Raw genomic sequence first — 17,687 nt, forward strand, 5'->3', positions numbered from 1 at the left:
ACCGGGCTTTGCCCGTTACTCGTCGATTTGAGCGTGTAGACGCGCCATAAAGCGGTCCAGAGGTATGGCGGAAGGGGTGTCAGCGCCACTGTCCGGTCGTAACAGGTACGTGGTGTGGGTGACATTTTGGGCCGCGAGAGGACGAGTCACCACGTCGGGGCGATGACAAACTCTAATTCGTGCAGCGTTCGCGAACCCAACGCCATAACCAGCTGCGACCAGCGTCAGCATCATGTCCATCGAGGCGACGTGCTCGACGGCGCCGGGTTTGCCCATCGCGGTGTGCAGCAATCGATCCAGCTCGCAATTGCTCCGCCCGAACAACCGGGGATCAGCCATTACGAGCGGATAACGCACCAACTCCTCCAAGGGCACCTGCTTGTGAACGAGCAGCGGATGCCGTGCCGATACGGCCACGACCAGCGGATCAATCCAGATCGGTTCGGCAACGATTCCATCCCCGACGTCGGTGGTATGTGCAAACCCCACATTGAAGCTGCCCGAACGCAGTCCGCGCACCTGCTCGGCCAGCGTCGCTTCTGTCAAACGTATCTCGACTTCCGGATCTTCCTCGCGACAGCGTGCGAGAAAGCCAGATAGCCGCGGATCGATGCAGCCGCAGGGGACGGCGATGCGAAGAATCCCCTGATAGCCTGACGAAACCGCTTTTACGTTTTCACGGGCAAGTTCCAGCGTCGAGAACAACCGAAGCACATCCTGGAGAAAAACTGCACCGGCCTGTGTCAGCCGTGTGCCGCGGCGGTCACGATCGAATAGCAGTGCGCCAAGTTCGTCTTCGAGCTCCTTGATGGTACGGGACAGGGGGGACTGCTCGATATGCAGCCTTTCAGCAGCACGGGTGAAGTGCAGTTCCTCCGCCAGGACAGCGAAGCAGCGAAGGTGGCGCAACTCCATGGTTTGTCCTCCATCGTGATGTTACCGTACGGTTCCACTTGCAGCCTCGGGATACTTGCAGTTCTAGTCAAATCACGAGGCCTGTCGGTTGGACCGCCTATCCAGAAGCGATGAATTACTAAGAAGTGCGTTGGTTAGCGAACATTGATTGAAGGCGACATGCGATAATTCGGCATGGAAAAGAGAGACGGTCGCTCCCTGTCGCATGCCACGCTCGAAGAAATGCGGATTCGGGCGGTGCAACGAGTTGAAGCGGGCGAGTCGCCCGAAGTCGTGGTCAAGGCGCTCGGCTTTTCGCGCCCGCGCATCTACGAGTGGCTGGCGCTGTACCGTGAAGGCGGGCTCGACGCGCTGCGTGCCAAACCTGTGCCGGGTGCCAAGCCCAAGCTCGACGGCAAGGCGCTCGATTGGCTGTACTGCACGATCACACTGTCGAACCCGCAGCAGTTCAAGTTCGAGTTTGCGCTGTGGACGCGGGCGATGGTTCGAGAACTGATCCGCACCCAGTTCAAAGTGGCAATGTCGGAGGTGAGCGTTGGGCGTCTGCTTCGCAAGTTGGGGCTGTCGCCGCAACGGCCGCCGATGCGCGCCTACCAGCGCGACCCGGCTCTGGTGACCGACTGGATCAAGAATGAGTTTCCGCGCATTCGCGCCGAAGCCAAAGCGGTCGGGGCGGAGATCTTCTTCGGCGACGAGGCCGCGGTGCGCTCGGACTACCATACCGGCACGACCTGGGCGCCGGTGGGGGTGACGCCGGTGGTGAAGACGACCGGCGCCCGCTTCAAGCTCAATCTGATCTCGGCCATCAGCCCAAAGGGGCAGTTGCGGTTCATGTGTACTGAGGGGAACGTCACCGCGGACGTCTTCATCGAGTTTCTGAAGCGACTGATGCAGGGCACAACGCGGCCAATCTTCTTGGTGGTCGATGGTCATCCGGTGCATCGCAGCGCCAAGGTCCGAAAGTTCGTCGAGGGGTTCGATGGCAAATTGCGGCTGTTCCGGCTGCCGGCCTACTCGCCCGATCTGAATCCCGACGAGCACGTCTGGGCACATCTGAAAAGCCACAAACTGGGCCGCAGCATCATCAAGGGGCCCGAGCAGATGAAGAAGCTCGCGCTGCGCTTCATGCACTCGCTGCAGAAAACCCCGGACATTGTGCGTGCGTTCTTCAGGCATCCGAGTACCCGCTATGCGGCCGAATAGAATGTACGGTAACCAACGCACTTTTTAGTACTCGTCAGGCGCTACTGAAATACTAGCAGCCTGTCGGACTATCGCCCGGTAAAATGCCGTGTCACCCTTGGAGCCTGACTGCGTGAGCCGCTTCCGCCCGATCGACCGCCAAACGGACTACCTGCTGCCGCCGTCGGTGCAGGACTGGCTACCCGAATCGCACCTGGCGCGCTACGTGGTCGATGTGGTCGACGGGCTGGACCTGTCGGAACTGGAGCGAGCCTACGCCGGCCGTGGAAGCGACGCCTACCATCCGGCGCTGCTGCTGTCGCTGCTGATCTACGGCTACGCGACGGGGACGCACTCGAGCCGCAAGATCGAGCGGGCCACCTACGATTCGCTGGCCTTCCGCTTCATCGCCTGCGACCAGCACCCGGACCATGACACCTTGGCGAGCTTCCGGCGCCGCTTCGGCGAGCAGTTCGCCGATATCTTCGTGCAGGTACTGCAAGTGGCGCGTGAGAATCGGCTCTCGCGCTTTGGCACGGTGAGTCTGGACGGCTCCAAGATCCACGCCCACGCCAGTCGGCACAGCGCGCTCTCCTACGGACACGCCGAAAAGATCGAAGCCCAGCTCAAGGCCGAAGTGCAGGAAATGCTCAAGCTGGCCGAAGCGGCCGATCAAAGCAGCGTGCCCGAAGGCGTGGATCTGCCGGCGGAAATTGCGCGTCGCGAAGCGCGGCTGGCCGCCATCGCCGCCGCCAAGGCCAAGATCGAGGCGCGCGCCGCCGAACGCTTCGCGCACGAGCAGGCCGAGTACGAGGCCAAGATGGCCAAACGCCAAGCCAAGCAGGCGGCCACGGGCAAGAAGCCCGGTGGCAAGCCCCCCAAGCCGCCCCAGGCGGGTCCGGGCGCCGAGGACCAGATCAATCTCACCGACGAGGACTCGCGCATCATGAAAGTGGCCGGCGGCGGCTTCGAGCAGTGCTACAACGCCCAGGCGGTGGTCGATACCGAATCGATGCTGGTGATGGTCCCCCACGTCACCCAGGCGGGCAACGACAAGGAGCAGGTCGAACCGATGCTGACGCGCATCGGCGCCTTGCCCGAAGGGCTCAATCGGCCCGAACAACTGCTGGCCGACACCGGTTTCTTCAGCGAACGCAACGTCCAGTGCTGCCAGGACGCCGGGGTCGAACCGCTGATCGCCGTGGGGCGTGATGAGCACCATCCCGATTGGCGCAGCCGCTTCGACGAACCCGCGCCGCTCGAGCGCTCAGCCAGCCACGTCGAACAGATGAAGCACGCCCTCAAGACCCGCGCGGGCCGCGCGGCCTACGCGCTCAGGAAACAGACGGTAGAGCCGGTGTTCGGCATCATCAAGTCAGTGATGGGCTTCCGCCAGTTTCTGCTGCGGGGCTTGGACAACGTGTGCAACGAATGGACCCTGGTGTGCCTGGCGTGGAACTTCAAGCGCATGGCCGTATTGCGTCCGCAGTGAGAAAAAAGGACAGGGGCATTGTGATTTCGAACAAAAACCGCCGATTGGAGCCTGAAATGCCCATCGTCTCTCACAATGTGAAATCAATCCCTCGGCCGCGGTGCCCGCGAGCTTGAAGTCCGACAGGCTGCTAGACGGGAACCCAATGGGATTTGCTCGCAGCCTCGCGCCCAAGCCGTTCCGAACCAGGTATGTTTGACCCGTTCAATAACAGCCAAGGCGTGCGTCAGATCGATATGGCTGTACGGGCCGGTACGTGGTGGATAGGCGCGGTCGGTAGCGATACCACAGTAGATCTGCACAGCCTTCCGAGTCAGACGTAAGCGTCCGCCCAGCACCGTCTTTCGGGACTGACAGAGATCGCCCAGAGTGGTCCCCACCAAATATCTGGTGGGGACCACTTTGGCCACGAATGGCAACGCCCGGGTAACCCGCAAGGGGAGCCCAAACTACCCGGTCGATTTCAAACGCCAGCTGGCGGCCCTCGCATGCGAGCCGGGGATTTCGGTGGCGAAGCTCGCACTCGAGCATGGCCTCAACGCCAATCTGCTGTTCAAGTGGCGCCGCCACTATCGTGCCGGCCTGTTCGGCAGCCCACAGCCGGAACATGTAGCGGCTGCGCCGCGGGGCGGAATCATGGCGCCGAAGCTGCTGCCGGTAGTGACCTTGTCGTCGACGGCCAGGCAAGACGCGGAGGGCGTGAAGCAGTCGCCTGCGCTCGAGATCGTCGTGGGCGGCGCCGTCGTGCGGGTGATCGGCGAGGTCAGTCGCAAAGTGCTGCGCACGGTCCTTGACTGCTTGGCCGAGCGGGCATGATCGGTCTACCCGCCGGCACGCGTATCTGGTTGGTAGCCGGGGTGACCGACATGCGACGCGGCATGGATGGCTTGGCGGCGCTCGTGCAAGGGGCGCTCGCCGAGAATCCGTTCTCCGGTCACGTCTTCATCTTCCGCGGTCGACGGGGCGATCTCATGAAGCTGCTGTGGTGGAGCGGCGATGGGCTGTGCCTGTTCGCCAAACGCCTGGAGCGCGGCCGCTTCATCTGGCCGCAGGCGACCGAGGGGGCGGTGCATCTCACCGCGGCGCAGTTGTCGATGCTGCTCGAAGGCATCGACTGGCGACGGCCCGAGCGGACCTGGCAGCCCGACTGCGCGGCCTGAAGCATCGAGGCACGGCGCGCCCGGGAGGGGCTGTTCACGCCCCCCAGCATCGCGTAGACTCTCGTCATGGATGCGACGACGCCTCTTCCCGACGACCAGGCCGTGCTCAAGGCCCTCGTGACGGCGCAGCAGGCCGAGATCGCCCGCCTGAACCTCATCATCGCCAAGCTGCGGCGGATGCAGTTCGGCCGCCGCTCCGAACAACTCGACGCGACGCTCACCCAACTCGAACTCGCGCTCGAAGGCATCGAGACGGTTCGACGCGAAGCGGCCGCAGACGTCTCGCCAGACACGGCGTCCGGCGTAGCCCCGTCACCGAAACGCCCCGCCCGCAAACCCTTGCCTGATCATCTGCCGCGCGAGACGGTCGAGCATGCACCGATCGAAGTCTGCTGCCCCGACTGCGGCAGCACGTTCGTGAAGCTCGGCGAGGACGTCTCGGAGATGCTCGAGTACGTGCCGGCCCACTTCAAGGTCATCCGGCACGTGCGCCCGAAGCTCGCCTGCTCACACTGTGAGCGCATCGTGCAGGCCGCAGCGCCCTCGCGACCCATCTCCCGCGGATTGTCCGGGCCGGCCTTGCTCGCGCATGTGCTGGTGGGCAAGTTCTGCGACCACCTCCCGCTGTACCGGCAAAGCGCCATCTACGCGCGCTCGGGCATCGAACTGGACCGCTCGACGCTCGCGGACTGGGTCGGGCAATCGGCACAGTTGCTCGATCCCCTGGTCGAGGCGCTGCGCCGCTACGTGCTCGCTGCCGACAAGGTCCATGCCGACGACACCCCGCTGCCGGTGCTCGCGCCCGGCGAAGGCAGAACCAAGACCGCGCGGTTGTGGACCTATGTGCGCGACGACCGCCCGGCCGGCAGCGACGATCCACCGGCGGTGTGGTTCGCATACTCGCCCAACCGCAAGGGCGAGCATCCGCAGCGTCATCTGCGCACCTTCAACGGCATCCTGCAAGCGGACGCGTACGCCGGCTTCGACCCCTTGTATGCCACCGGTCGCGTGCAAGAGGCCGCCTGCTGGGCGCACGTGCGACGCAAGTTCTTCGACGTGCATCGGGCACAGGCTTCCCCCATCGCCGCCCAGGCACTCGCGCAGATCGGCCAGCTGTACGCCATCGAAGCGGCTATCCGCGGCGAGCCGCCCCCAATTCGGCGGGAGGTGCGGCACAGCCGGGCGCGCCCGCAACTGGAGGCTTTGCACGCCTGGCTGGAAACCCAGAGCCGGCGCGTGTCGCGCAAGTCCGGCATCGCAGAGGCGATCCAGTACGCCCTGAATCATTGGGGGGCGTTGATCCGCTACGTCGAGGACGGACGCATCGAGATCGACAACAATGCCGCCGAACGCGCCCTGCGCGCGGTGGCATTAGGACGGAAGAATTTCCTCTTCGGCGGCTCGGATGCCGGGGGCGAGCGCGCGGCGGCCCTCTACAGCCTGATCGGTTCGGCCAAGCTCAACGGCCTCGATCCGGAAGCGTATCTGCGCGACGTGCTCGGACGCATCAGTGAGCATCCGATCAACCGGATCGACGACTTGTTGCCCTGGAATCTGGGCCGCGATCAATCCGAACCCTTGCGCCAGGCGGCCTGACCATGGGCAATGTCGTACGAATTGCGAAGGCGCGGCCCGCGCCGCATCGGCTGCAACTGCGCATTGAGCTCGCCTGGGTCAAACCCGCCATCTGGCGCCGGGTGGTCGTGCCGGAAACCATCACGTTGCCGAAGCTGCACCAGGTCATCCAGGCGGTGATGGGCTGGCTCGACTGCCACCTGCACGAGTTCGAGATCGCCGGCGAGCGCTACGGCGTCCCCGATCCCGACTATGACTTCGAACCCGTGCGTACCGAGCAGCGCGTGCGGCTGGCGACCGCGCTCGGCGGCGCCAAGTCGTTCCGCTACGTCTATGACTTCGGCGACGACTGGGAGCATCGCATCAAGGTCGAACGCCGTCTGCCGCCCGACCCGCTCTTCGATACGGCACTCTGCATTGCCGGCGCCAACGCGAGTCCGCCCGAGGACGTCGGCGGCGAACCCGGGTATGCCGACTTCGTCGCGGCGATGGCCGATCCAAATCATCCCGAACACCACGACATGCGGGCATGGCACGGGGAGCCGTTCGACCCGACCGCTTTCGACGTCACAGCGGTCGATCTTCGCCTGCACAGAATCAAGATCTGATCGTCAAGACGGTCTGGGGCGGACGCTTACAGTCAGACGGGACGCGGGGCTGAAGAGCGCAAAGGAAGGCGACTTTCCTTCGCAACTAAAACAGCCCTTTCATTGGACGCGACCACGACCATGCAGGCGATACACGATGAGGCTATGTGAGTCTTGTATAAGAAGGACTTGGTTCCACAACCAGCGGTAACGCCTTCATGAGACCATCAACTCGATTTCTCCTTCCAATCAATTCGGACGCATTACCCAATTATCTGGAAGAAGAAATTTCGCCGGATGCGCAGAACGCTCAATCAATGCGGCTTGCTAAGAAAGTCTACAACCAATCTACAAAAGTCATTGGCGGCTTCAATTTGCACCCAGTGCCCACAGCGAGCAAAAGAATGCAACTGGACGTTCTCCAATAGTTGAAAAAGACGAAGACTGCTTGACAGTGGTACCACCTGGTCATCACGGCCGTGAATCAAGAGCACCTCATTCGCGAGGTTGCGAATTTGCTCATCCGAGCTCGCCAGTGCGTCAACCCAGCGCTGCCGAGGAGCGGGGAACATACTGCCGAATGACTCTTGAAAGCCTGGCCGAATGCTTGCCTCATAACGCAGTTTTGCAAGTTCATCATTCACAAGCGAACGATCAAAGGCAAATATATCCAGCAGGTTGCGCATTTTTTCAATTGACGGCGTATAACCCCAAACTGCATCCAGCCCAGGGGTAAGTTCGAAATGTGTTCCAGCTGCGCCCATCAAGACCAAACGGCCAATGCGGTCGGGGTGCTTAACGGCGGTTGCGATTGCAAGGGCACCACCGAAAGAATTCCCAATAAAATCTGCACGCTCGATTTTCAATGCGTCAAGCATACCTATGATGTGCTCAACCCAATTATCCTTTGAGTAGATGTAATTCTTCGGGCGCTCTGTAAAACCGAACCCTGCCATATCCGGTGCTATGACGCGAAATAATTGCCCCAGTGTTGGCAACACCAAGCGCCAATTTGCATAAGCGCTGACACCTGGACCCGATCCGTGAATAAGAAATACAGGCTCTCCAGTTCCGAGCTCGTGATAATTGGTCTTAATTCCAGCAGCGACGATTTCCTTTCCAATTTCTACGTTGGTCATTTCAATTTCCTAGTTAATTCACCATAAAATATTAAAGCAGGTAGAATCTTGTAATTTTAAGATTTGCACAACCATGACAATTCCAACTTAATATCAAACCTAAAAACGATAAGTGAAGGCAATAGTGGCACTATCTTGGGCGTGATTTATTTCGATAGGAGCAGACGTGTTTGGCAATGAAGAGTTTTGCATCGTCTTTTTAAATGAATGAGTCCAAGCAAAATCAAAACTACTCATAGGTGTAAGTTGGTAACCAAAGCCAAGAGTCCCGAATCTATTTGGAATAGCAGGGATTACAGCCAATACCGTGTCCGATCTCAAAGTCTGTGTAGTAACACGAGCACCTCCGCGCAATGTCCATTTTCCGGAAGTGTAGGCGACACCCAACGACAATGCAGTCTGGTCCTTATAGTTTTGAGGCAGATCAATATCGATATTTTGACCAGCGTTTGAAACAAAGGAGACATGAATATCTTTTACTGCATGTTTCCAGAATACCCTGGAGATATCCGCCACGACCATCCACTGATCGTCAAAACGATGGCTTATTCCGAAATTCAATTGTGCAGGCGATTGGAAGTCCTTAATACGAATCTTTCCATCTAGCTTGACTTGGCCTGCCAAGCCATTAATTGCGGTAAGGGTAGCACTCCCAGTCATGTCATCAAGATGTGATTCAAGAACGTACGAAGCACCCAGGATCGTATCCTTGCTGACCTTGTACGTCAGGCCGATTTTCCCTCCCCAGCCCCAGGCGTCGGCGCCACTCGCAATTGGTTCATTCTTGGTGAAGCTCAAATGCGCACCACGCATATCCGGCAACCCTCCAAGTACAGGGATCAAACTTCCCCGCGCACGCCCGGCGCCAATTAAGGAACCCACTTGATCGGCCCCGAGGAGCATATCTAAATTCAGTCCCTGCCACACTGCATCCACGCTTGCGCCAACGGCAAGACTATCAGTCATCTGAAAGCTTGCGGCCATGGGTATATTTAGTGTCAATAAGCGACTTGAATTTTCCAAACCCGTATTCAATCCACCTGTTGCACGTGAAAGAAAGCTATCCTTTCCGTACTCTGTGCCTACTCCGCCACGTGCAAAGGCTCCAATACCGAATGCAAATCGTTCGGCACGATAAGTATATGCCATTTGCGGAGCCGCATAGGGTCCTCGGTTGTTGGAATGCTCATTGGATTTTGCGGATTCGCCCGTCGCGGTGTTCTTGACTGATAGATCTGCAAAAATGACGTCCATTCCAAGATGCATTTCCTCGCCAGGCTTGCCAAGGGATAAGGTAGCGGGATTTGTCATCATGCCGGCCGCACCGACGTCAAAGGCTGTAGCGGCCCCACCCAATGCCCCTGAAACTGGACCATGACCGACAAGCCGATAAACATCGCTTGTTGTCGCCAAGGCAGTATAGGATACCCCTGCTAGAGCAACGCCCATTACACTAGACTTAAGATTGAATTGCATACAGCCTCCTCCATTTTTATATGTTAATTAAATAAATCAACCCCGTTTTTTCTAAGGGGGGGGGGCTTACTTCCTGTTCCGTTTAATTGCTTCTGATTATTCATCTCGAAAATCCGGAATTCTTACTTCTCGTTCGTAACCGGTGGTTACGTAGTAAAGTGGTCTATCGAGCCCCTTTGGTGTCAATGTTGTAAGAAATCGATCAACAATCGATTAAACTCTTCAGCATGTTCCCATTGCGCCCAGTGACCGCACCGAGGCAAGACATGCAAGCGCGCATCATGGATGTGCCAAGCCAACTTCAATCCATGGTCAAGAGGTACGAAGCGGTCGTCGCGCCCCCAGATGACAAGCGTTTCTGCCTTGATCTCTCCTAATCTCGATGTAACGTCCCAAGCGCTCAATGGCACGCGTTGCGTACTGACAAGAAAATTTCGAAGGTGTACTTGATTATGCTGAATAGCCCGCCAGCGGCCCTCAATCAGTTCATCGGTGATCTGGGTCTGATCAAAAACAAATACCGATAGCATTTGCTTCAAATTTTCAAGCGTAGGCTCGGCATACAGCTTGAAAAGCAATTTGATGCCTTCCATGGGCATCGCGGAAAACAGACTCGAGCCAAGCCCCCCCGGCCCCATCAGAATGAGCTTACCGATGCGCTCCGGATATTCGATGGCAAAATTCAGTGCGGTGGCCCCCCCCATCGAGTTGCCCACCAGGTGCGCTTTTCCGATGTTTAGGGCATCCATCAAACCCTTGACGGCGCGTGCGTTCACGAGACCTCGCTGTTCGTCCATTACGACGGGGTCGGATTTATTAAATCCTGGCGAGTCCTTCAAAATCACGCGATAACCGGCTTGAACCAGCGGGCCCAGATTGCGGCTATAGTTACTCCATCCACCTGCCCCGGGCCCACCACCGTGCAACATGATGACGGCCTCGCCGTCGCCAGCTTCGTTGAAATGAACCTGGAAGTCTTCAAATCCCTTCTCGTTGATCTTGGCAAACCTGCTGGTTGTAGATTCCGTATATTGATTCATTTGCATCTCTCCCCCTGTTAAATATATAAAACGCTCAGCGCCAAGGGGCATTATGCGGAGGCAATAGAGCGATCCTTAGCCATGGTGATGGCGGTATCCTCGATCATGTCCTCCTGCCCGCCGACCATACCGCGGCGGCCCAGCTCGACCAGAATGTCGCGGGCCGGCACGCCGTACTTGGCGGATGCCCGCTTGGCAAAGAGCAGGAAGGAGCCATAGACCCCGGCATAACCCAGGGTCAGCGCATCACGGTCGATGCGGATCGGGAAGTCCATCATTGGCACCACGAGGTCTTCGGCAACGTCGGTGATCTTGGCGACATCGACACCGGTTTCGATGCCCATCAGGCTGCACACGGCGATCAGGACTTCCATCGGCGTATTACCGGCACCGGCACCGAGGCCGGCCGCAGCAGCATCGATGCGGTTGGCGCCGACTTCAATGGCGGCGATGGAGTTGGCGACGCCCATGGCCAGGTTGTGGTGGCCGTGGAAGCCGAGTTCGGTTTCCGGCTTGAGGGCAGCGCGCACAGCACCGAGACGTTCCTTGACGCCTTCCGGAAGCAGATGACCGGCCGAGTCGGTGACGTAGATGCAGTTGGCGCCGTAGCCTTCCATGAGCTTGGCTTGCTTGACGAGACCTTCGGCGCTGTTCATGTGGCTCATCATGAGGAAGCCGACGGTATCCATGTCGAGCTTGCGGGCCATGGTGATGTGCTGCTCGGAGACATCGGCCTCGGTGCAGTGGGTGGCGACACGGATGGTGTTGACGCCGAGTTCGCGCGCCATCTTGAGGTGATCGACGGTGCCAATGCCAGGCAGCAGCAGGGCCGAGACCTTGGCCTTCTTCATCTTGGGAATGACGGTGCCGAGGTATTCTTCGTCGGTATGGGCCGGGAAGCCGTAGTTGACCGAGGAACCACCGAGGCCGTCGCCGTGGGTGACTTCGATCAGCGGGATGCCGGCTTCGTCGAGGCCGGTGGCGATGCTGACCATCTGGTCGAGGGTCATCAGGTGACGCTTGGGATGCATGCCATCCCGCAGGGTCATGTCGTGGACGGTAACGGTCTTGCCTTTGGCGGTCATGATTATTTTCTCCGTATCAGTTGGAACCGCAACCGGCCAGTTTGGGGGAACCGGTAGCAACCCTGGGTTCGAGGGTGAGGCGACCAGCAATAATTTCTTCGGCGAACATTTCGGCGGTACGGGCACCGGCAGCAGTCATGATGTCGAGGTTACCGGCGTAGGTCGGGAGGAAATCCCCGAGTCCGGTGACTTCCATGTAGACGGACACACGGTTGCCGTCGAATACTGGACCGTTGACCAGGCGATAGCCCGGCACGTATTTCTGGACTTCCTTGATCATGGCGTGGATGGATTCAGTTATTTTTTCCTGATCAGGCGCGGTTTCGGTCAGGCAATGCACGGTGTCGCGCATGACAAGCGGTGGTTCGGCCGGGTTGATGATGATGATGGCCTTGCCTTTTTTGGCGCCGCCAACCTTTTCGACAGCACTGGCGGTCGTGCGGGTGAATTCGTCGATATTCTTGCGGGTGCCGGGGCCGGCGCTCTTCGAAGAGACAGTGGCGACGATTTCGCCGTAAGCGACCGGCTGGACACGGGAGACGGCTGCAACCATCGGGATGGTGGCTTGTCCGCCGCAGGTGACCATATTGACGTTCATTTCGCGCTTGCCGACGTGCTCGACGAGGTTGACCGGCGGCACGCAGTAGGGGCCGATGGCCGCCGGCGTCAGGTCGATCATCAGGACGCCGAGCTCATTGAGCTTACGACTATTCTCGGCATGGACGTAGGCGCTGGTCGCATCGAAGGCGATCTGGATGCTATCGGCGAGGACATGCGGCAGGAAGCCATCGACGCCGGTGGCACAGGTCTTGAGGCCCATGTCGGCGGCGCGCTTGAGGCCTTCGGATTCGGGGTCGATGCCGATCATCCACACCGGTTCGAGGAAGGGGCTGCGCTTAAGTTTGTACAGAAGATCGGTGCCGATGTTGCCCGGGCCGATCAGGGCGCACTTAATCTTGTTCATCAAAACTCCAATTCATAAAGCATAGATTTAACATGCACATATACACAATTCTTTTGGGGGTGGCGTTATTTGCATGGCACGTCCCTCTGCAAACTTAGCCTATTGGAAATCAGTATTGCTGAGGAATACCGCAACACAAGGAGCGGCATAGTGACTTAGTGGCATCCAATAACCCCACGTCAATGGCTATCCAGTCAGACAAAGGAGACGGAACAACTACCGATACCTCCAATTGCCACACGATAATGGTCGCCTGCATGAACACTAAACATACTCGCAAGCGCCCCAGAAAGAATAATTTCTCCTGCCTTAAGTGGAATTCCCAGGCCACCAAGTGTATTCCCCAACCAAACTACAGCATTGATAGGAGACCCCAACGCCGCCGCCCCTGCTCCTGTCGCCACAATCTCACCATTCTTTTCCAAGACCATGCCACAAGTTGTTAGATCAAGCTTCCTCGGATCGGCCATGGTGTTTCCGAGCACGAATAGGCCGCAGGAAGCGTTGTCTGCGACCGTATCCTGTATCTGGATTTTCCAGTCCCGAATACGCGAATCGACAATTTCAAAGCAAGGCATAACAAAATCGGTAGCCGCAAGGACTTCGGCTGCGCTGATTCCTGGCCCCATCAAGTCGCGCTTTAACACAAAGGCAATTTCGCCTTCAATTTTTGGCTGAATAAGCGATTCAATTGGAATGCGCGCTCCGTCACTGATAGACATTCCATCGAGCAAATACCCGAAATCAGGCTGATAGACCTTGAGCAGATCCATTACAGGCCGACTTGTGATTCCAATTTTCTTTCCAACAATTCTCTCTCCTGCTTTTTGGCGGCAGGAAATCATCCGTAACTGAATCCTGTAAGCGTCATCAATTGAGATACTGGGATAACGGTTGCTCAAAGGCTCGAGCATTCTTTTTGCACATAATGCGTCGTAAAGCTCGTCTCCCAGCTTGGTGACAATATCTTCATCCATCATGCCATTCAATCTCCTATTCGGAACTTTAGTAAATCCACCGTCTGCCGTCATAGACCGCTAGCTTTTGTTTAGAAAATCACACAGCTCTCACTTTGTCCTAAAGGCGTTTTCCTATCCCCCCCAAACATCTGAAAATCCACCGTTTGGGAAGAATAGTTTGATCACACGCTATTTTTGTTTCCGGAGCGACTTGTGCCCCCACATGGCTGTGCGACTGTGGCGGGTCATTGTCCAGTTGCAATCGTCAACAGCACGAGCGCCCCAACCAAATTCCATTTCGAATCCTGATGGCGTCCGGGCATAAAATGAAACCATATGGTCGTTTACATGTCTGCCAATAGTGGTGGTCAGGTAGCTATTGGGCTTTTCTTCTGCAACTCCAAGATTGGAATCGGTAGTTTGGTCATCAAAACCGTCCAAACGATCACATGCATGCCCAACGTCATCCAGCGTGGCGGCTTGGAGCATGAAATGGTGGATGCGCTTAGGCATGGGGGCTTCAGCGATTGCCATGGTATGGTGACGTCCATTACAATGCAGAAAGTGGCCACGTACCGTCATATCCGGACCTAAAGGAATATCGATTACGTCCGACAATTTGAAGCCAAGCACGTCAACGTAAAATGACAAACCCTTGACAACATCTGGAACGGCATAAAAATAGTGCCCCAACCCTTGCTCTCCCGTTTGAAAGCCTGTTACGCCCGTTGGCGAAACAAAGGGTTTTTCGTAGGAATCCCCCGCGCCATAGAAGATTTCTATTTGCATGCCGAACGGGTCTTTGAAGGCAATCAGATCAAGCACATCGCGCTTTTTCGCGAGATCGCCAACATCGCTTATGATTTTTACTCCAGCTTCCTGAAGTCGGACACGCATTTTTTCTAGAGCGCTAGGATTAGCAACTTCAAATCCTGCGAATGCCAGATCATCCAAGTCGCCTTGTTCTACGCCAATACGCCAGCTTCTCGAATCCATTCGAAAACGGGCCTGTTCATCTGTTGAGCATGGCGTTTCCATCAAACCGGCCAGCTTGGTGAGATACCGCCGCCATTCCGGAACATCGTTTACGGAAAACCCCATATAACCCAATGCCTTGATCTCCATCCTATTTCTCCTTGGTTGGTTATGAATCACTTCTGTAGTTTCAGTTTCTCTTCAAGATCTTTGCCACCAACTGCAGAGAAGAGGCCGCGAACGCCCATCCCACCGTCGTAGTTGAGAACAGCGCCGGTGGCTGGAGCTGCATCTCCGTGGTTGGCAAAAAATACATACGCTCCGGTGTACTCCCTCACATCGGGCATTCGACCAATTGGGAGGACGGATTCAAGTAATTCGCTAAGCGGAATACTCGAAATGGAACGATCCCCCATGCCCAACGATTGCGGGCCGCGTAAATCCGTTGCCATGCCTCCAGGCGCTACACCATTGACGCGGACATAGGGAGCCAGTTCATAAGCAAGCTCTTTTACAACACCAATCAGTGCATGCTTCGATGCGGTATATAGCGGGCCGCCGCCATTGGGATAAAAGCCAGCATTTGAAATCGTGAATATGACCCCCCCCCGACTCGAAACGAGATAAGGAAGAGCAGCCTTCACCGCGAGGAGACCGGATTTGACATTGATATGAAAGATTTCGTCGAAAGACTCATCGATCCTTTCGTCTGGGATATCCACCAACGGGGTGTTGTAATCCCAGATTCCAACATTGGGAATCAGAGTATTGATCTTTCCAAAGGAATCCACGCACCGCTGGACTGCGGTTTTATTGTCAGCCAGCAAGCGGGCATCACCCGCGACTCCGATCACCCGCCCTGGATGCATCGACTCTAGCTCTTGGATGCCTTTCTCGCATCTGTCGAGCACCCCCACCTTTGCACCTTCCGTAACGAAGCGTTCGACGAGCGCACGACCAAGCCCAGATGCACCGCCTGTAATAAAGACAACCTGATCTTTCAGATTCATCTTGCTATCTCCAAATTGAAGCGCGACATACATTCCATATTTTGTCCGTAGTCATCATCTAGGCGGTTACGGTTCGCGCCGCATTCCCCTTGAGTAGTTCGCGGATGCTTATTTCCGTATCAGCGAGGTGGTCAGGCACTATCTCTATTTCGGACATCACTAAACGGCTTACGCCACCGAAGTCCTTGGTCGCATTAATCGCCACCGCAGCCAGCGCCTTGCCGTCCAAGACCCGGAACAGCACGGTTTGCTGATTGGGTTCGAACTCGCCACGCTGCACATATTCACCGGGTCCCTGCATATCCCCAATCATCTGGATGCGGTGCCCTGCGATCTCGGTCCACGATGTAGCGACTTGGGGCACCGGATTGTATTCGCCTAGCATCGCGGCTACCGCCGCTTCCGCCTGTTGCTGCGAGTTGATATAGGTCTCTAGCGCGCGGCGGCCCCCGTGCCTTAGGGGCCACACAGCTACGTCGCCAGCGGCGTAAATATCGGGCGATGATGTTTGTCCGCACGCATCGACCACTACGCCTTGATTGCAGGCGACGCCAGCTGCCTTCAACAGGGTATCTTCCGGATCGCCGCCAATGCTGGCCAATACGAGTTCGGCTTCCAACTCTCTGCCATCAGCAAACACCAGCGAACGCACACTGCGTTCACCGCTAAGATGCGAAATATGCGCATTCAATTCGATTCGAACGCCCATTGCCTCGAGTTGCTCGCGGCACCACGCGCCAACTTGCCGGCCTAGAACGCGCGTCAGTAACTCATCGGCGCATTCCAGGATCGTGACTTCAAGTCCCGCTTTGCGCGCGGAGGTAGCCACTTCACAGCCGATCAGACCCCCACCGATAATTACGAGGGATTTCGCCGCCGTGAAGGCCTGGCGTAACGCGGCGCAATCCGCGAAGTTGCGAAGGCTGAACACGCCTTCCAGATTGCCGCCAGGAATAGACAGCTTGCGCGGTCGCATTCCGGTGGCGAACAAAAGCCGGTCGAAGTCCAGGCTCAAACCTGAGTGCAGGGTTACAAGGCGCTCCTTGGCGTTGATCGCAAATACGGGGTCGCCCAGATGCAGTTCAATCCCTTCGCTCTCAAACCAAGCGGCCTCCATCAGCAGAGGCGGAGTCTCCTGCGCCCCCCCTAGAACCCCTTTTGACAATGATGGGCGATCATAGGGCAGCCGGGATTCGTTGCCGATCAGATGAATCCGTCCGGCATATCCCCTTGCGCGAATGGCGCGCGCAGCCGTTGTCCCGGCGTGTCCCGCGCCAACAATGACGATACTCTTGATCATTGGACAATATCTCCGGCGCTAAAATCGATGTACACAGCATTTCCTTCTACATGTATCGGAAAGACTTTCAGCGGTTTAGTCGGTGGATATGCTTTGACTTTTCCTGTCCGAACGCAGAATTTCCCGCAGTGCAGCGAACACTCAACGACATCCCCGTCCAAGTACCCTCCCTCGGACAGAGACCAATCGCCGTGAGTGCAACGATCTTGTGTTGCAAATAGCTCTCCGTCCACATTGAAGATCGCGACATCGAATTCTTCGCCGGAAATTTTGAGCGCTTCGCCGACAGGGATATCACTAACCTCACAAACTTTCTCAAAACTCATAATTCTTCACCTCGTAGATTGGACTTAACTTTTGAATCCGCTCAATTTTTTTCTGCATCAACAGCATGGGCTTGGTTCAAGCGGTCGCCTACCTGGCGCCAGAGGCTGATTCCCCATATGATCCACACCAAATGAATAGCAAGTGTAGTAAGCCCAAACCACAGGGTCTCGCCATTTAAGACTATGCTATAGACATCCCACATTGCGTCAAAAATCTCGATGAGCACAACGACAGGAATAATGCCTGCATAGCGAATGGGTTCGCGCAGGGCCCAAAGGGCAAGCACACCCACAGCGCCAAGCTGCATCCCGACCACGAGCCATGCATCCTGAAGCAGCATCATGAGTTCCCCTTGAAAGCCATTCGCGACAGAGGGGTACATCAGCATCAGGACGGCAGCACTACGGGCAGGAAGCAGTCCCAAAAAATTTAGTAAATAAAAGATGCCGATTGCAGCCAGGAAACGGCGGATTGCTTTATCGTTCATTGCTTCCTCCTGAA

At 57.0% G+C, this 17,687-nt stretch carries 18 protein-coding genes; 6 read left to right on the forward strand and 12 right to left on the reverse strand.

Annotation, left to right across the window (positions count from 1 at the left end):
• Positions 1–15: 15 nt before the first annotated feature.
• On the reverse strand, positions 16–915 hold the full coding sequence (locus AzCIB_RS21990) for a LysR family transcriptional regulator (RefSeq protein ID WP_050417856.1): 900 nt from the start codon (positions 913–915) through the stop codon (positions 16–18).
• A gap of 222 nt (positions 916–1,137) precedes the next feature.
• Between AzCIB_RS21990 and AzCIB_RS21995 the strand changes: the two genes are divergently transcribed.
• The 6 genes from AzCIB_RS21995 (at position 1,138) to AzCIB_RS22020 (ending at position 6,932) form a co-directional block, all read left to right on the forward strand.
• Positions 1,138–2,118 (forward strand): IS630 family transposase, encoded by a 981-nt coding sequence (locus AzCIB_RS21995; protein ID WP_246261329.1) that lies wholly within the window; start codon positions 1,138–1,140, stop codon positions 2,116–2,118.
• A 112-nt stretch (positions 2,119–2,230) separates the two neighbouring features.
• The gene (locus AzCIB_RS22000) at positions 2,231–3,589 is read left to right on the forward strand and encodes an IS1182 family transposase (protein WP_050417858.1); all 1,359 of its coding nucleotides are present in this window, start codon (positions 2,231–2,233) and stop codon (positions 3,587–3,589) included.
• Between the two features lie 369 nt (positions 3,590–3,958).
• Positions 3,959–4,405, forward strand: coding sequence for an IS66-like element accessory protein TnpA (gene tnpA / locus AzCIB_RS22005; protein WP_198149581.1), 447 nt, complete (start codon positions 3,959–3,961; stop codon positions 4,403–4,405).
• Positions 4,402–4,749: an IS66 family insertion sequence element accessory protein TnpB gene (tnpB, locus tag AzCIB_RS22010; RefSeq protein ID WP_050417860.1), complete on the forward strand. Its 348-nt coding sequence runs from the start codon at positions 4,402–4,404 to the stop codon at positions 4,747–4,749. The genes tnpA and tnpB overlap by 4 nt, the downstream gene beginning before the upstream one ends.
• Before the next feature lie 66 nt (positions 4,750–4,815).
• Positions 4,816–6,345, forward strand: a complete 1,530-nt coding sequence (gene tnpC / locus AzCIB_RS22015) for an IS66 family transposase (protein WP_050417861.1) — start codon at positions 4,816–4,818, stop codon at positions 6,343–6,345.
• Between the two features lie 2 nt (positions 6,346–6,347).
• Positions 6,348–6,932 carry a plasmid pRiA4b ORF-3 family protein gene (locus AzCIB_RS22020; RefSeq protein ID WP_050417862.1) on the forward strand — a complete coding sequence of 195 codons (585 nt, stop codon included), beginning with the start codon at positions 6,348–6,350 and terminating at the stop codon, positions 6,930–6,932.
• 293 nt (positions 6,933–7,225) lie between these two features.
• Here the strand turns inward: AzCIB_RS22020 and AzCIB_RS23930 are convergent, their stop codons facing one another.
• The 11 genes from AzCIB_RS23930 to AzCIB_RS22055 all read right to left on the reverse strand — a co-directional run bounded on the left by AzCIB_RS23930 (position 7,226) and on the right by AzCIB_RS22055 (position 17,673).
• On the reverse strand, positions 7,226–8,050 hold the full coding sequence (locus AzCIB_RS23930; protein WP_083447098.1) for an alpha/beta fold hydrolase: 825 nt from the start codon (positions 8,048–8,050) through the stop codon (positions 7,226–7,228).
• Positions 8,051–8,149: 99 nt separating this feature from the next.
• Positions 8,150–9,526: an OmpP1/FadL family transporter gene (locus AzCIB_RS23935; RefSeq protein ID WP_083447099.1), complete on the reverse strand. Its 1,377-nt coding sequence runs from the start codon at positions 9,524–9,526 to the stop codon at positions 8,150–8,152.
• 182 nt (positions 9,527–9,708) lie between these two features.
• A complete protein-coding gene (gene bphD / locus AzCIB_RS22025; protein ID WP_050417863.1) occupies positions 9,709–10,566 on the reverse strand; it encodes a 2-hydroxy-6-oxo-6-phenylhexa-2,4-dienoate hydrolase in 858 nt (285 codons plus the stop codon).
• Between the two features lie 50 nt (positions 10,567–10,616).
• A complete protein-coding gene (gene dmpG, locus AzCIB_RS22030; RefSeq protein WP_050417864.1) occupies positions 10,617–11,651 on the reverse strand; it encodes a 4-hydroxy-2-oxovalerate aldolase in 1,035 nt (344 codons plus the stop codon).
• 16 nt (positions 11,652–11,667) lie between these two features.
• Positions 11,668–12,618 (reverse strand): acetaldehyde dehydrogenase (acetylating), encoded by a 951-nt coding sequence (locus AzCIB_RS22035; protein ID WP_269469643.1) that lies wholly within the window; start codon positions 12,616–12,618, stop codon positions 11,668–11,670.
• Positions 12,619–12,809: 191 nt separating this feature from the next.
• The gene (gene dmpE / locus AzCIB_RS23940; RefSeq protein ID WP_083447177.1) at positions 12,810–13,592 is read right to left on the reverse strand and encodes a 2-oxopent-4-enoate hydratase; all 783 of its coding nucleotides are present in this window, start codon (positions 13,590–13,592) and stop codon (positions 12,810–12,812) included.
• 171 nt (positions 13,593–13,763) lie between these two features.
• On the reverse strand, positions 13,764–14,699 hold the full coding sequence (locus tag AzCIB_RS23945) for a VOC family protein (RefSeq protein WP_174718467.1): 936 nt from the start codon (positions 14,697–14,699) through the stop codon (positions 13,764–13,766).
• Positions 14,700–14,725: 26 nt separating this feature from the next.
• The gene (gene bphB / locus AzCIB_RS22045) at positions 14,726–15,559 is read right to left on the reverse strand and encodes a cis-2,3-dihydrobiphenyl-2,3-diol dehydrogenase (protein WP_050417867.1); all 834 of its coding nucleotides are present in this window, start codon (positions 15,557–15,559) and stop codon (positions 14,726–14,728) included.
• 58 nt (positions 15,560–15,617) lie between these two features.
• Complete coding sequence (locus AzCIB_RS22050; protein WP_050417868.1) at positions 15,618–16,859, reverse strand: NAD(P)/FAD-dependent oxidoreductase; 1,242 nt, start codon at positions 16,857–16,859, stop codon at positions 15,618–15,620.
• Complete coding sequence (locus AzCIB_RS23950; RefSeq protein ID WP_083447100.1) at positions 16,856–17,185, reverse strand: non-heme iron oxygenase ferredoxin subunit; 330 nt, start codon at positions 17,183–17,185, stop codon at positions 16,856–16,858. Before AzCIB_RS23950 ends, AzCIB_RS22050 begins: the two co-directional genes overlap by 4 nt.
• 41 nt (positions 17,186–17,226) lie before the next feature.
• Positions 17,227–17,673, reverse strand: coding sequence for a BphX family protein (locus AzCIB_RS22055; RefSeq protein ID WP_050417869.1), 447 nt, complete (start codon positions 17,671–17,673; stop codon positions 17,227–17,229).
• Positions 17,674–17,687 lie beyond the last annotated feature (14 nt).

Origin of the sequence: Azoarcus sp. CIB (assembly GCF_001190925.1) — a bacterium.
Taxonomy (GTDB): Bacteria; Pseudomonadota; Gammaproteobacteria; order Burkholderiales; family Rhodocyclaceae; genus Aromatoleum.